This is a genomic window from Longimicrobium sp. (genome assembly GCA_036387335.1).
GTDB lineage: Bacteria > Gemmatimonadota > Gemmatimonadetes > Longimicrobiales > Longimicrobiaceae > Longimicrobium.
In genome coordinates, this window is sequence record DASVTZ010000068.1 from 1 (window position 1) to 13,579 (window position 13,579).

Annotated in this window: 12 protein-coding genes; 1 reads left to right on the plus strand and 11 read right to left on the minus strand. The window is 72.5% G+C overall.

What is annotated here, in order from left to right; translation table 11 throughout:
- Window positions 1-364 precede the first annotated feature (364 nt).
- The 11 genes from murG to VF647_05660 form a co-directional block, all read right to left on the minus strand.
- Entirely contained in the window at window positions 365-1,492 is a 1,128-nt protein-coding gene (murG, locus tag VF647_05610; protein HEX8451549.1) for an undecaprenyldiphospho-muramoylpentapeptide beta-N-acetylglucosaminyltransferase, read from the minus strand.
- On the minus strand, window positions 1,489-2,709 hold the full coding sequence (locus VF647_05615) for a putative peptidoglycan glycosyltransferase FtsW (protein HEX8451550.1): 1,221 nt from the start codon (window positions 2,707-2,709) through the stop codon (window positions 1,489-1,491). Before VF647_05615 ends, murG begins: the two co-directional genes overlap by 4 nt.
- Complete coding sequence (gene murD / locus VF647_05620) at window positions 2,706-4,082, minus strand: UDP-N-acetylmuramoyl-L-alanine--D-glutamate ligase (protein HEX8451551.1); 1,377 nt, start codon at window positions 4,080-4,082, stop codon at window positions 2,706-2,708. The genes VF647_05615 and murD overlap by 4 nt, the downstream gene beginning before the upstream one ends.
- Window positions 4,083-4,239: 157 nt before the next feature.
- Complete coding sequence (mraY, locus tag VF647_05625; GenBank protein ID HEX8451552.1) at window positions 4,240-5,346, minus strand: phospho-N-acetylmuramoyl-pentapeptide-transferase; 1,107 nt, start codon at window positions 5,344-5,346, stop codon at window positions 4,240-4,242.
- 4 nt (window positions 5,347-5,350) lie between these two features.
- Window positions 5,351-6,766, minus strand: a complete 1,416-nt coding sequence (gene murF, locus VF647_05630) for a UDP-N-acetylmuramoyl-tripeptide--D-alanyl-D-alanine ligase (protein ID HEX8451553.1) — start codon at window positions 6,764-6,766, stop codon at window positions 5,351-5,353.
- Window positions 6,763-8,262, minus strand: a complete 1,500-nt coding sequence (locus tag VF647_05635) for a UDP-N-acetylmuramoyl-L-alanyl-D-glutamate--2,6-diaminopimelate ligase (GenBank protein ID HEX8451554.1) — start codon at window positions 8,260-8,262, stop codon at window positions 6,763-6,765. The genes murF and VF647_05635 overlap by 4 nt, the downstream gene beginning before the upstream one ends.
- A complete protein-coding gene (locus tag VF647_05640; GenBank protein ID HEX8451555.1) occupies window positions 8,262-10,265 on the minus strand; it encodes a penicillin-binding transpeptidase domain-containing protein in 2,004 nt (667 codons plus the stop codon). Before VF647_05640 ends, VF647_05635 begins: the two co-directional genes overlap by 1 nt.
- Window positions 10,262-10,648, minus strand: coding sequence for a septum formation initiator family protein (locus VF647_05645; GenBank protein ID HEX8451556.1), 387 nt, complete (start codon window positions 10,646-10,648; stop codon window positions 10,262-10,264). The genes VF647_05640 and VF647_05645 overlap by 4 nt, the downstream gene beginning before the upstream one ends.
- A complete protein-coding gene (gene rsmH, locus VF647_05650) occupies window positions 10,645-11,580 on the minus strand; it encodes a 16S rRNA (cytosine(1402)-N(4))-methyltransferase RsmH (protein ID HEX8451557.1) in 936 nt (311 codons plus the stop codon). Before rsmH ends, VF647_05645 begins: the two co-directional genes overlap by 4 nt.
- Window positions 11,577-11,768 carry a hypothetical protein gene (locus VF647_05655; protein HEX8451558.1) on the minus strand — a complete coding sequence of 64 codons (192 nt, stop codon included), beginning with the start codon at window positions 11,766-11,768 and terminating at the stop codon, window positions 11,577-11,579. The genes rsmH and VF647_05655 overlap by 4 nt, the downstream gene beginning before the upstream one ends.
- Before the next feature lie 25 nt (window positions 11,769-11,793).
- Window positions 11,794-12,225, minus strand: a complete 432-nt coding sequence (locus VF647_05660) for a division/cell wall cluster transcriptional repressor MraZ (protein HEX8451559.1) — start codon at window positions 12,223-12,225, stop codon at window positions 11,794-11,796.
- Window positions 12,226-12,403: 178 nt separating this feature from the next.
- Here VF647_05660 and VF647_05665 point away from each other — a divergent pair, with 178 nt between their 5' ends.
- Entirely contained in the window at window positions 12,404-13,330 is a 927-nt protein-coding gene (locus tag VF647_05665; protein ID HEX8451560.1) for a YegS/Rv2252/BmrU family lipid kinase, read from the plus strand.
- The last annotated feature ends 249 nt before the right edge of the window (window positions 13,331-13,579 follow it).

Here is a 13,579-nt window from a genome sequence, read left to right on the forward strand (position 1 = left end):
AGCATGAGCATGTCGGCCAGCGGGCTCATCCCCGCCCCGCCGATCCCCATGAAATGCACGGGCCCGCGCCCCGCCAGCTCCACCAGATCGAATCCGTTCAATATACCGCCCGCAATACGGTTGGGAAAGTTGCTCAATCCAGGGCGAAGACATTCGCCGCTGGTGCTACGCGATGCCCGCGTTTGCGCTCATGCCCTGGGTGGTGCGCTCCTGCCGGCCCCGGCGCCCGCGCCGGGGGATGGATCCCCGGCCTTCGTTGGCCCCGGTGCCGGCCACGGGCCCCGGCCCCCGCGCCGGGGGATGAATCCCCCGGCTGGAGCCACGCGAAGGCGGCTGAAGCCGGCTAGAGAAACGCTACATTCGCTTAGCCAATCAGCTTCGTCAGCTCGCGCACGATGAGGTCGGCGGCGTTGGGGCGGCCGCGCTCGCGTGCGTGAGCGGCGATCTCCTCGCGGCGCTCGGGCGAGGAGGCGAGCGCCATCACCTCGGTCCACAGCCGCTCGGCGGCGAGGTCCTTTTCCTCCACCATCACGGCGGCGCCCGCGTCGGCCAGGGCGACGGCGTTGTGGTGCTGGTGGTTGGCGGCGGCGTGCGGAAAGGGGACGAGGATGCTCGGGATGCCCCAGGCACACAGCTCGGCCAGCGTCATCGCACCGGCGCGCGCGATGGAGAAGTCGGCGGAGGCGAGGGCGCCCGGCATGTCCTGGATGTACGGGAGGACGTGCACCCACCCCGGATTGCCGACCTGCGCCAGCTTTTCGGCCGTCTTGTCGTACGTCGCGGGACCCGTCGCCCACAGGATCTGGAAGCCGGGGGGCGGCGCGGGGAGGCGGCCGTCCGCCACGCCGCGCAGGGCGCCGAGCAGCGCTTCGTTCACCGAGCGCGCGCCCTGGCTGCCGCCCGTCACCAGGCAGACCGTGCCGTCGGAGAGGCCGAAGCGGGCGCGGGCGGCGGCGCGGTCCAGCGTCAGGTCGGGCGGGTTGATGGGGTTGCCGTGCTCGAACACCTCGGTGCGCTTCCCCGGCTTCAGGTGCGCGCGCGCCTCGGGGAACGCGAGATGGAGCTGGCGCACCCGGCCCGCCATCGTGCGCGTGACGAAGCCGGGATACGAGTTCTGCTCCTGCAGCGCGGCCGGCACGCCACTCAGCACGCCCCACGCGACGGCCGGCCCGCTCGCGTAGCCGCCCGTCCCCACCACCAGGTCGGGCTTGAAGGAGCGGAAGACGGAGCGCAGGCCGGTCGCCGAGCCGAGCATCGCGGGGATCAGCCGCCAGTTCTGCCACGGCTTCTGCCTGCGGATCGGCTCCAGCGGCAGAAGGCGGTGCGGGACGCCCTTTTCAGGCAGCACGCGCGCTTCCACGCCGCGCCGCGCGCCGATGAACATCACCTCCGCGCCGGGGTGCAGCCGCTGGAAGGCGTCGGCCAGGGCGAGCGCGGGGTACAGGTGCCCGCCGGTTCCGCCGCCGGCGAAGAGGATGCGGGGCGGCGTCATGCGGCCGTCCCCCGCGCGCGGGCCACGCTCAGCAGCACGCCCACCGCCACGAAGTAGGTGAGCAGCGCGCTCCCTCCGTACGACATGAAGGGGAGGGTGAAGCCCGTGGTCGGCAGCAGTGCCATCGCGACGCCCATGTGGAGGAAGGCGGTGACGACGATCAGGTTGGTCATCCCCAGCGCCACCAGGTAGCCGAAGCGGTCCGGCGCGCGCGCCGCGATGCGGTAGCCCAGCACCAGGAACCCCGCGAAGACCGCGACCACGAACAGCACCCCCAGCAGCCCCCACTCCTCGGAGATCATGGAGAAGAGGAAGTCGTTGTGGGCCTCGGGGAGGAAGCCGAACTTCTGCCGCGAGTTGCCGAAGCCCACTCCGCCCAGCCCGCCCGAGCCGATGGCGATCAGCGACTGGTTGATCTGGTACGCGACGCCCTGCGTGTCGTTGCCGGGATCGAGGAAGGCTGCGATGCGCTTCATCCGGTAGCCCGCGTCCTGCACCTTGGCCCAGACGATGGGCACGGCGATCAGCCCCAGCACGATGAAGTGCCCGATCCGCGCCCCGCCCGCGAACAGCACCAGCGCGCTGAGCAGGATGACGAGGAGCGCGGCGCTCAGGTTGGGCTCCAGGAAGACGAGGAGCGCCATCGGCACCCACACCATCAGGAAGGGCACCAGGCCTCGGCTCATGGAGTGGAGCTTGTCCTCCTTCTTCACCGCCAGCATCGCCGTCCAGATGATCATCACCAGCTTGGCCAGCTCCGAGGGCTGGAACGACATCCCCAGGTCAAGCCAGCGCCGCGCGCCGTTGATGCGCGGCGCGATCGCCTCCGTGCCCGGCATGATCACGACGACCAGCATCAGCCCCACGCCGATCAGCATCGGCCACGCCCACAGCCGGAAGCGGCGGTAGTCGAGGCGCGAGATGATGGCGGCCATCAGCACGCCCGCCCCGACGGCGCGGAGCTGCTTGAGGGCGTAGTAGTGCCCCGGCAGCTCCTCGCTGCGCGCGATGAACGACGACGCGCTGTACATCTCCACCAGCCCGAAGCAGAGCGCCGCGGCCGTGAGCGCGACGAGCGCGCGCGACTCGAGCGTGGACTCGGCGCGGGCGGCCTTGGCGGCGGCCAGGCGGGGCGCGGCGGGGCGCCGGTCGCGCGGGGGGACCGGCGGCTGGGCGGGGCGGGGCTGGGCGCGGGGGCGGCCTGGCAGGGTGATCACGTGCGATCCTCGGCGGCAAGCTCGGCGAAGCGCCGGCCCCGCTCTTCGTAGTTGGGGAACATGTCGAAGCTGCTGCACGCGGGCGAAAGGAGGATGGCGTCACCCTCGCGCGCCAGCTCGCGGGCGCGGCGCACCACCTCTTCGAACGAGCCGTCCACGCGCTCGACAGTCACGTGGCCGGCGAGGTCGCTCTGCACGATCGGGGCTGCCTCGCCGTACGCCACCACCGCGCGGACGGTGGGGCCCAGCTCGGGGAGGAGCTCCGTGTACGGCTCCCCCTTGTGCCGCCCGCCCAGCAGCAGTACGACGGGCCGCGTCATCCCCCGCACCGCGACGCGGGTGGAGGCGATGTTGGTCGCCTTGCTGTCGTTGATCCAGAGCACGCCGCCCTTTTCGCCGACCGGCTGCAGGCGGTGCGCGGGCGCCTCGAAGTTGCGCAGCGCGTACCCGATGTCCTTTGCCTCCGCACCCGCGAGGCGTGCGGCCAGCGCGGCGGCGAGGGCGTTGGCGGCGTTGTGCGGGCCCAGGATCCTGAGTTCGTGCGCTGGGGACAGCGCTTCCTCCGTCTCGCCGTCCATCCGCAGCGTGAGCCACCCTTCCGGGTCCAGGAACCCGCCGCGCTCTCCGTCCTCCGGCTGCGACGCGACGCGGAAGTAGAACCTCTCCCCCGCCGCATCTCCCGGGAGCTCGCGGGCGCGCTCGTCCTCGGCGTTCAGCACCCAGCGGCTGGCAGGGGTGGCGTTGCGGAAGAGGTTGGCCTTGTCCGCGTAGTACGCCTCCAAGTCCGGGTACCAGTCCAGGTGGTCGGGCGCCAGGTTCGTCAGCACCCCGATCTCCGGCGCGAACTCGCGGATCATCCCGAGCTGGAACGAAGACGTCTCCACCACCGCGATCTCCGGCTGCGGCTCGCGCAGCGCCAGCTCGCTCAGCGCCGTGCCGATGTTGCCCCCCGCCACCGCGTCGCGCCCGGCGGCGCGCAGGATGTGCTCGATCAGCCCCGTGACCGTCGTCTTCCCGTTGGTCCCCGTGATGCCGATCACGCGCGACCCGAGCTGCTCGTACGCCAGCTCCACCTCGGGGATCACCGGCACGTGCGCGATGGCCGGATCGCGGAGGATCTTGGCCGTCGGCGGGATGCCGGGGGAGAGGACGATGCGCGTGCACGCGGCCAGCTTCGCCACGTCGTGCCCCCCCGTCTCGGCATCGCCGCCGAGCGCGCGCAACTCTTCGGCGGCCTTCTGCGCCGCGGGCCCGCTTCCGGCGTCGCTGGCGTAAACCTTTGCCCCGCGCGCCAGCGCCAGCCGCGCCGCCGCCATCCCGCTCCGCGCCAGCCCCAGCACCCCGATCGTCTCGCCGGAAAGGGTGCGGGTCATGGCTGTGGCAGCCGGGCGGTTGAAACCGCGGCTCGAACGGCGCAAAGTCCGCCTTCGCGGACTCGCACGGCAACCCCGGGCATGCGAGCCCGATTCATCGGGCTTCCCGTAGTTCCAGCCGGGGGATTCATCCCCCGGTGCCCCGGAAGGTGCCCCATCACCGGATCTTGAGCGTGGCAACGGCGGCGAGGGCGCACATGATGCCCACGATCCAGAAGCGGATGATCACCTTGCTCTCGTGCCACCCGATCTGCTCGAAGTGGTGGTGCAGCGGCGCCATCCGGAAGATGCGCCGGCCCGTGCCGCTTCGCTTCTTCGTCCACTTGTAGTAGACGGTCTGCGACATCACCGAGAGCGCCTCCGCCACGAACACCGCGCCCACGATGGCCAGCAGGAACTCCGCCTTCAGCAGCACCGCCACCGCCCCCAGCACGCCGCCGATGGCCAGCGAGCCGGTGTCGCCCATGAACACCTCGGCGGGGTGCGCGTTGAACCAGAGGAAGCCCATGCACCCGCCGGCCAGCGCCACGCAAAAGATCGCCAGCTCGCCCGCGCCCGGCAGGTAGAAGAGGTTCAGGTAGTCCGAGATGTCCACGCGGCCAAAGAGGTAGGCGAAGAGCCCGAACGTCACCGCCGCGATCGCCGAGAGCCCCGCCGCCAGCCCGTCGAGCCCGTCCGTGAGGTTCACCGCGTTGGAGCACCCCACCAGCACGAAGGTCACGAACAGGATGTAGATGGGCCAGAAGAACTCCAGGTGGACGCTCTTGAAGAAGGGAATCTGCGTCCAGGTGCTGGGCACCTCGCTGAGCGGAAACCAGACGAGGAAGGCGCCCAGCAGCAGCCCCAGCGAGCCCTGCCCCAGGATCTTGTAGCGCCCCGCCAGCCCGTCCGTCCCCTTGCGGGTGATCTTGAGGTAGTCGTCCATGAAGCCGAGCGCTCCCAGCCAGAGGAGCGTCACGATGGCGATGACGGTGTACGGGTTGTCCAGCCGCGCCCAGAGCAGCGTGGGGATCACGGTGGCCAGCACGATGACCACGCCGCCCATGGTGGGCGTGCCGCGCTTGCCCAGGTGCGTCTGCGGCCCCTCGGTGCGCACGATCTGCCCGAGCTTGAGCATGCGCAGCCGGCCTATGATGGCGGGCCCGAACCAGAAGGCCACCAGGAACGCCGTCACCACGGCCCCCGCGGCGCGGAAGGTGTGGTAGCGGAAGACGTTGAAGGCCGCGTTGTACTCCGCGAGCGGCACCAGCAGGTGGTAGAGCACCGTGTCAGGCCCCGGCGTGTTGGTTGGTCTCGGCCGGCTGGCCGAAGTCCCGCTCGATCAGGGGGATGATCCTCTCCAGCGCCACTCCGCGCGACCCCTTCAGCAGGATCGTCTCGTTTCCCTGCAGCGAGGGGCGAAGCTCCTCGTACGCCTGGATCGGATCGTCCGCGGAGATTAGGTGGTCTCCGAGATCCTCGCGCAGCGGCCCGAACGCGGCCACGAAGTCACCCGTCGCCACCACCCGGTCGATCCCCTTCCCCACCAGCCCGGCGATCTGCTCGGCGGCGGCGGCGTGCAGCGAGTCCGCGTGGTCGCCCAGCTCCCGCATCGTCCCCACCACGGCCACCTTGGCGCCGTCGCTGGGGATGGAGGCCAGCAGCTCGACGGCGGCGCGCAGGGAGGGCGGGTTGGAGTTGTAGCAGTCCGCCAGCACACCCACGGTGCCCACTCTGCGCCACTCGTTCCTCATCTTCGGTGCCGACATGGCCCCAATTCCGCGCGCCGCATCCGACAGAGGAACCCCGAGCTCCTCGGCGACGCCGAGCGCGAGCAGGGCGTTGCGCACGTTGTGCATCCCCGGGAGCGGCACGTGGACGTCCACGCCGCGGAAGCGCCACGCGGTGCTCCCGTCCGGCCTCACCTCCACCTCGCCCTCCGGCCGCACCTCGGCGTCGGGAGTGAGGCCCGCGACGCGCACGCAGTCGCGCAGGATGGTGAGGGAGCGCGCCACCAGCTCGGGCGGCTCGTCGGCCACGAAGGCTGTGCCGCCGGGACGCACGGAGGGGAGGATGGCGAGCTCCTCCTCCAGCACGCCGGCCACGCTCCCGAACCCCTCCAGGTGCTCCTCGCCGATGGAGGTGATCAGCGCCACGTCCGGCTCGGCGATGGCGCCCAGCAGCGCGATCTCCCCCGGCTCGTTGGTCCCCGTCTCGATCACCAGCACCTCCGCGTCTTCCGGCGCGGCCAGCAGGGTGAGCGGAACGCCGACCTGATTGTTGAGGTTGGCCTCGGTGGCGTGCACCCGGAACTTGACGCCCAGCGCGGCGCGGAGGAGCTCCTTGGTGGTCGTCTTGCCGTTGCTCCCCGCCACCGCCACCACCCGACCGCTCAGCGCGCGGCGGCGGTGGCGGGCCAGGCGGCCCAGGGCGTGGAGCGTGTCGTCCACCAGGTAGAGCCGCATCCCGGCCGGCTGCACGTCCGGCATCCGCGACACCACCGCCGCCGTCGCTCCCGCGTCCGACGCGACGGCGAGGAAGTCGTGTGCGTCGTAGTTGGCTCCGCGCAGCGCCACGAAGAGCGACCCCTGCGCGATCTTTCTCGTGTCGGTGGAGACGCCGGTGTACTCGGCGTCGCCGTCCTCAGTCCCGCGTGTGCCCAGCGCGCGCTCCACCTCGGCGGCAGTCCATCGAAATCCGCTCACACCCATTCCCTGGTCGCAGACGTTGCCCGTTCGGCAAGGATTTCACGCACCACCACGCGCTCGTCGAACGAGCGCTTCTCGCGGCCCACGACCTGGTACGTCTCGTGGCCCTTCCCGGCAAGGAGGACGACGTCCTCGTTGCCGGCTTCGAGTAGCGCCCGCCGGATGGCTTCGCGGCGGTCGGAAAGTCGCACGCGGGGTGCACTTCCCATGCCGCGTTCGATGTCGTCCAGGATCTTCTCGGGGTCTTCGGTGCGCGGGTTGTCGGAGGTGACGATGGCGAGGTCCGCCCCCTCCGCCGCGATGCGGCCCATCTCCGGCCGCTTGGTGGGATCGCGGTCCCCGCCGGCGCCGAATACGACGATCAGGCGCCCCTGCACCAGCGGCCGGACGGCGGCGAGGGCGCGCTCCAGTGCGTCCGGGGTGTGCGCATAGTCCGCGAGCACCGTGGCGGATGCGGGCGGGCCGGCGATCCGCTCCAGCCGCCCCGGCACCTGCGGGATCGTGGAGAGCCCCGCCGCGATCTCCTCCGCCGCCCACCCCAGCGACCAGAGCGTGGCCGCGGCGCCCAGCGCGTTGGAGACGTTGAAGCTGCCGAAGAGGGGGAGGTTCACCTCCGCGCTTCCGTCGGGAAGAACCAGCGTCCACTCCATGCCGCCGGGCCCCACGCGCACGTTCTCCCCGCGGACGTCGGCGGGGCGCTCCATCCCGAAGCGGACCACGCGATCGGCCTCCACTTCGTCCCAGGCCGGATCGTCCGCGTTGACAACGGCGGCGGCGCCGTCCTTGAGCAGCGTGAGGAGGCGGAGCTTGGCGGAACGATACTCCTCCATCGTCCCGTGGTAGTCCAGGTGGTCCTGCGTGAGGTTGGTGAAGAGCGCGGCGTCGAAGCGCGCCGCCGCCATCCGCCCCTGGTGCAGCGCGTGCGACGACACCTCCATCGCCAGCGCGCGCACGCCGCCGTCCGCGAAGCCGCGCAGCCAGCGCGCCGCCTCGATGGGCCCCGGCGTGGTGAGCCCCTCCGTCCCCGGCACCGGCTTGCCGCCCGCGTCCAGCGCGCCCAGCGTGCCGATGTACGCCGTGGGCATGCGGCGGGACATCATGTCGCGCAGGATGGCGGCGGTGGTCGTCTTCCCGTTGGTTCCGGTGACGCCCACCAGCGTGAGGTCGTTCCAGGGATCGCCCCAGAGCTCGGCGGCGGCGTACGATGCGGCCAGCCGCCCGCTGGTGACGTGGATCTGCGGGAACGCGATGGCATCCTCGCGCCGCTCCACCGTCGCGCCGGCCGCGCCCTGCGCCACGACGTCGGCCAGGTAGCGGTGCCCGTCGCCCTCGGTGCCGGCGATGGCGCAGAAGAGGTCGCCGGCGCCCACCTTGCGCGAGTCCGCGGAGGCGCTGGCGACCAGGCGCGCCGCGTCGTCCGCGGAGAGGCGCGCGTCGCTGGCGAGGAGCCCCTCACGCTCCAGCCGCGCTTCGATCGCGCCGAGCGTGGTCATCAGCGCTCCGCTCCCACCACCAGGATGGTGCCGCCGCGCGGCTGCACGGCGCCCGCCGCCGGGCGGGTGCCCTTGACCGTTCCCGCGCCCTGCACGCGCACCTGGAAGCCGAGCGCGTGCAGGCGGCGCACGGCGTCGCGTAGCGAGAGGCCCGCCAGCGCGGGCACCGGCACCGGCTCGCGCTTCGGCGCCGCGGCGGTCACCGCGCTCTGCGGAAGCGAGTCGAAGACGTACGTCCCCTCCCCGCCGGAGGAGCGCGGACGGCGCTGCACCGCCTGCTGTGGCGCCGCTTGCGACGGCGTGGGGATGCGCGTGGCGAGAAGGGCGCGCCGGTCCAGCGAGGGCGAGCGCGCCGCCAGGATCGCCTGCAGCGTGGCGCGCGTCACCGGCGCCGCGGTCAGCCCGCCGTAGTAGTCGCCCTGCGGACGGTCCAGCTTCACGAAAATGACGAGCTGTGGATCGCGCGCCGGGAAGTACGACACGAAGCTGGAGTTGTACTGCCCCGCCTCGTAGCGCCCGTTTGCTCCCGTGCGCCGCGCCGTCCCCGTCTTCCCCGCCACCTCGAACGTCGAGAGCGCCGCCGCCTTGGCCGAACCGTCCGACACCACGGTGATCAACACCTCGCGCAGCGCGTCCGTCACCGACGCGGGGACGGCGCGGCGAACCACGCGCGGCTCCAGCTTCCAGCGCGTGCCGCCGTCCGGGCCGCGCGTCTCGCGCAGGAGGTGGGCTTCCATCAGGTTGCCGTGGTTGGCGAGGGCGCCGTACGCCATCGCCATCTGCACCGGCGTCACGGAGACCTCGTAGCCCGTGGCGAGCGAGGCGGCCGTCATCTTGGACCAGCGCGCCGGCCGCGGCAGGCGCCCTCCGCTCTCCACCGGGTACTCCACCCCCGTCGGCGTGCCGAAGCCGAAGTCGCGCAGATTGGCGTACTGCTCGGCCGGGCGCAGCTTCGGCACCATCTTCACCATGCCGATGTTGCTGGAGACGCGCAGTGCATCGCGCAGCGAAAGCATGCCGTACGGGTGCACGTCGGTGTGGATGCGGCCGTTCGGATCGGCCCAGCGCCCGTTCTCCGCGAACACCTGGTCGTTGAGCGAAGCGCGCCGCGCGGAGAGCAGGTTGGCGACGAAGAAGGGCTTCAGGATGGAGCCCGGCTCGTACGGCTCCACGAACGCCGCCAGCCCGCGCGAACCCCTGCGCCGCGACACCGCCGCCAGGATCTCCCCCGTGCGCGGCTCGGTGAGCAGCAGGTCCCCGCCGGACGCGTTGGTGTTGCGGATCGCCTCGTCCAGCGCCGCGTCCGCGATCTCCTGGAGGTCGAAGTCCAGCGTCAGGTAGACGTCGCCGCCGTCGCGCGGGGGCGCCACCGGGAGCGACACCGCCGCCTCCTTGCGGCCGCGCCCGTTGCGGCGGTGGATGCTGAAGCCGTCCGTGCCGCGCAGGATGGAGTCCATCGCCTGCTCGATCCCGCCCAGCGCCCGCCCGTCCGCCGAGACCGTGCCCATCACCTCGCGCCCCACCTCGCCCTGGGGGTAGAAGCGCTCCAGCTGCCGGGACAGGTGCAGCCCGCGCATCTCGCCCAGCTTGCGGCGCTGCTCCACCGTGAAGCGGCCGGGGAGCACGACCCACTTGCGGCGCGTGTCGGTCGCGCGCCGCGCCGCCGACTTCGTCAGCCCCAGCGCGTCCACCAGCCGCTTCGACACCTCGCGCCGGTCCCTGATCTCCGCGGGCGCGACGGCCACCTCGTACGTCTCGCGGGTGAGCGCCAGCGGCACGCCGTCGCGGTCGTAGATGGCGCCGCGGCGCGCGGGGAGCGGCACGCGCGCCTGTTGCTGGCTGGCGGCCTCCGCCTTCCACTCCGCACCCTCGAAGCCCTGGAGCTGCACGGCGCGTCCCACCACCAGCATCGCGGCCACGCCGAACGACACCAGGAGGAGCTTCTGCCGCCCGGCGATGCGCTCGGGCGAGGTGAGGGCGGGGCGGGTGCGCTTGGCGCTCAAGGGGCCTCCGGCGGCGCCGGGGTGGTGGCGGGAACGGGGAGCATCACGATCTCTTCGTCGCGCGCTACGTGCATCCCCAGGCGCTCGCGCGCGACGCGGGTGATGCGGGCGCGGGTCTGCAGCGCCTGGATGCGGTTGGTGACCTCGACGCGCTCCGCCTCGGCCTGCGAGAGCTCGGCGCGCACGGCGGAGAGCTGGCGCTCGCGCTCGTAGCCCACCGTCTGCCGCCACACCACCGACGCCAGCGCGCCCAGCATCACCAGGATGAAGAAGACGCGGCGCAGCGCACCGCGGCGGCGCGCGCGGCGCTCGTTGCGGTCGGCGGGAGGCGGGTCCCACGGGTTGGCGCCGGGGCGCACCGCGGCGAAGACGGCGGAGCTCACGCGCGCCTCCACGCCCGCAGCCGTACGGAGCGCGCGCGCGGGTTGCGTGCGATCTCGGCCGGCGAGGCGGACACGGGCTTGCGGGTGAGCGTCTCGCCCAGCGCCACGCCGCGGCAGTTGCACATGGGCATCTGCGGCGGGCAGATGCAGTCCTGGCTCCACTCACGGAACGCGTTCTTCACCAGCCGGTCCTCGAGGGAATGGTACGACATCACGGCGAAGACGCCCCCCGGCGCCAGCGCCTCGCGGAAGCTCTCCAGCGCCCGCTCCAGCGACGGGATCTCGTCGTTGACGGCGATGCGCAGCGCCTGGAAGATGCGGGCCTTGTCCGCGGCCTCGATCCTCCCGCCCAGCCCCCTCCGCATCGCCTCCACGAGCCGATCGCTGGTGTCCACGGGCGCCTCCCGCCGCATCTCCGCGATCACCTTCGCCAGCCTGCGCGACTTGCGCTCCTCGCCGAAGCGGTAGAAGAGGTTCGCCAGCTCCTCCTCGTCCAGCGCGGCCAGCAGGTCGGCGGCGCTGGGCTCGCCGGCGGAGCCCTGCGCCATGCGCATGTCCAGCGGCGCGCCGGGGCGAAAGGTGAAGCCGCGCGCGTCCGCGTCGATCTGGTGCGACGAGATCCCCAGGTCCAGCAGCACGCCGTTCAGCGCCCCCGGCTCCACCCCCGCCGCCTGCACCGCGTCCGCGAAGTTGGCGCGCACCCGCCGCGCCCGCTCGCCGAAGCGCTCCAGCCGCGTCCCCGCCTCCGCCAGCGCGTCCGGATCGCGGTCCACCCCGATCAGCCTCGCCTCCGCCCCGCGCTCCAGCAGCGCCTCCGCGTGCCCGCCCCCGCCCAGCGTGCCGTCCAGGAAGAGCCCGCCGCGCTCCGGCCGCAGCAGCTCCATCGCCTCCTCCACCAGGACGGGGGCGTGGTACGGCGTGTCGTAGCTCACGCGGCGTTGCGCATGGAGGTGGCGCGGGTGACGGTGCTTCCGCAGGCGCGGCAGCGGCACCACTCCGCTCCGGCCCACCCCGCCAGCGCGGGGAGCACCAGGTAGGGGCCCAGGTGCCGGTCCGCGGCGCATGCCAGGACGGGCTCCGCCAGCGGGGCGAAGTTGAAGATGTGCGGCTCGGTGGTCACGTGGCGAGGCCCGGGAAGGGGTAGGCTAGCCGAAGATCTGGTGCATGAAGCGCGCGGCGTCCGGCACGGGCGCCTCGGTGGCGGCGTTGAAGCGCGCCGGGTCCCACAGCTCGATGCGGTCGATGGCGCCCACCACCAGCGTGGCCCCGGCGATCCCCACCGCGTCCATCAGCCGCTGGGGCACCAGGATGCGCCCCTGCTTGTCCGGCACGACTTCGCAGGCGTTGGCCGTCACCTTGAGGACCCAGGGGCGGGCCTGCGGCTGCAGCCGGAGCACCTCCCGCAGGCGCCCCTCCACCTCGGCCCAGGCGGACCGGGGGTACAGCGTGAGCGCGTCGGGGAAGACGTGCACCAGCACGAAGGGCTGGTCCTGGCCCTCGCGCCTGAAGGAGGCGGGGAGGCTGAGGCGGCCCTTTTCGTCGACGTTGTGCTGGAAGCTTCCCAGGAAGCCGGTCATTCGGTCCGTGTGCGAGGGCACCCCGCGGCGTCCCACTCTTCCCCACTTCATCCCACGTGGCCCCAACCTAACGCGTTTCCCGGCAAGGTCAAGGAGAAGATGTGCCGAAGGTGTCTGGCGGGGTTCTTGCGCCCCGGCGCCCGCGCAGCCACCACACAACGCCGCCCGGAGCGCCGCCTTGCACCTGGAGATCGTCATCAACCCGTCCACCCCCGCCGCCGTCGAGGCGATCCGGCGCGGGGCGGAGTCGCTGCGCGCGGCCGGCCACGAGGTGCGGGGGCACATCACCTTCGAGGCGGGGGACGCGCGCCGCTTCGCCACGGAGGCCGCGGAGCGCGGCGCCGAGGTGGTGGTGGCCGCGGGGGGCGACGGCACCATCAACGAGGTGGTGAACGGGTTGAACGACTGGGCGGAGGCAGGCGGGCACGACGAGCTGCCGCGCCTGGCGGTGATCCCGCTGGGCACGGCCAACGACTTCGCGGGGGGCCTGCGCGTCCCCAAGGATCCGGAGGAGGCGCTCGCCGTGGCGGTGGAGGGGAAGCGCTATCCGGTGGACCTGGCGGCGCTGAACGGGCGCGCCTTCCTCAACGTCTCCAGCGGCGGCTTCGGCGCCGAGGCGACGGACGAGGCGTCGGACGAGATGAAGCGCATTCTGGGCCCCATCGCCTACGTGATCACGGGCGTGAAGAAGTTCGTGACGCTCACTCCCTGCAAGGCGCGCTTCACCTCCGGCCGCGAGGTGCTGCACGACGGCGACTTCCTGATCTTCGCCGTGGGCAACGCGCAGCGCACCGGCGGCGGCGTGCGCCTCACCTCCGCCGCGGACCTCTCCGACGGCCTGCTGGACGTGTGCATCGTGGAGGCGATGACGCACATGGAGTTCGTGCGCATCGCCCCGCAGCTCCGCGCCGGCAACCACGTGGAGCACGAAAAGGTGATCTACCGCCAGGTGCGCAGCGTGACCGTGGAAGCGGAGGTGGACCTGAGCGTGAACGTGGACGGCGAGCCGATGTCGTCCCGCCGCTTCGAGTACCGCATGCTCCCCCGCCAGGTCACCGTGATGGCGCCCGGCCCGCCGGACGGCGCGGAGGGGGCGGAGGGGTAGGGCGCGGGGCGGCGCGGGGCCCCCTCCCCCGCTCGTTCCTCGCGGCCCCTCCCCCAAAACAACCTGGGGGAGGGGCGGTGGCGGGCATCCGTTTGCGGCGCGAGGGCCCGGCCCCGCCGGCAACCCAATGCCGTAGGGGCGCGATTCATCGCGCCCACCCTCCGCGCAACTCGACCTTTGCGCTTGATGCACCGATGTCGTAGGGGCAGACCTGCGTGTCTGCCCGCCGCACGCCGCACGCTGACCCCT

What these genes read in the sequence shown, in the direction of transcription:
- VF647_05660 (HEX8451559.1), bottom strand. Translation starts at nt 12,225, where the DNA reads ATGACCGGCTTCCTGGGAAGCTTCCAGCACAACGTCGACGAAAAGGGC.
- VF647_05635 (HEX8451554.1), bottom strand. Translation starts at nt 8,262, where the DNA reads ATGACCACGCTCGGCGCGATCGAAGCGCGGCTGGAGCGTGAGGGGCTC.
- murD (HEX8451551.1), bottom strand. Translation starts at nt 4,082, where the DNA reads ATGACCCGCACCCTTTCCGGCGAGACGATCGGGGTGCTGGGGCTGGCG.
- murG (HEX8451549.1), bottom strand. Translation starts at nt 1,492, where the DNA reads ATGACGCCGCCCCGCATCCTCTTCGCCGGCGGCGGAACCGGCGGGCAC.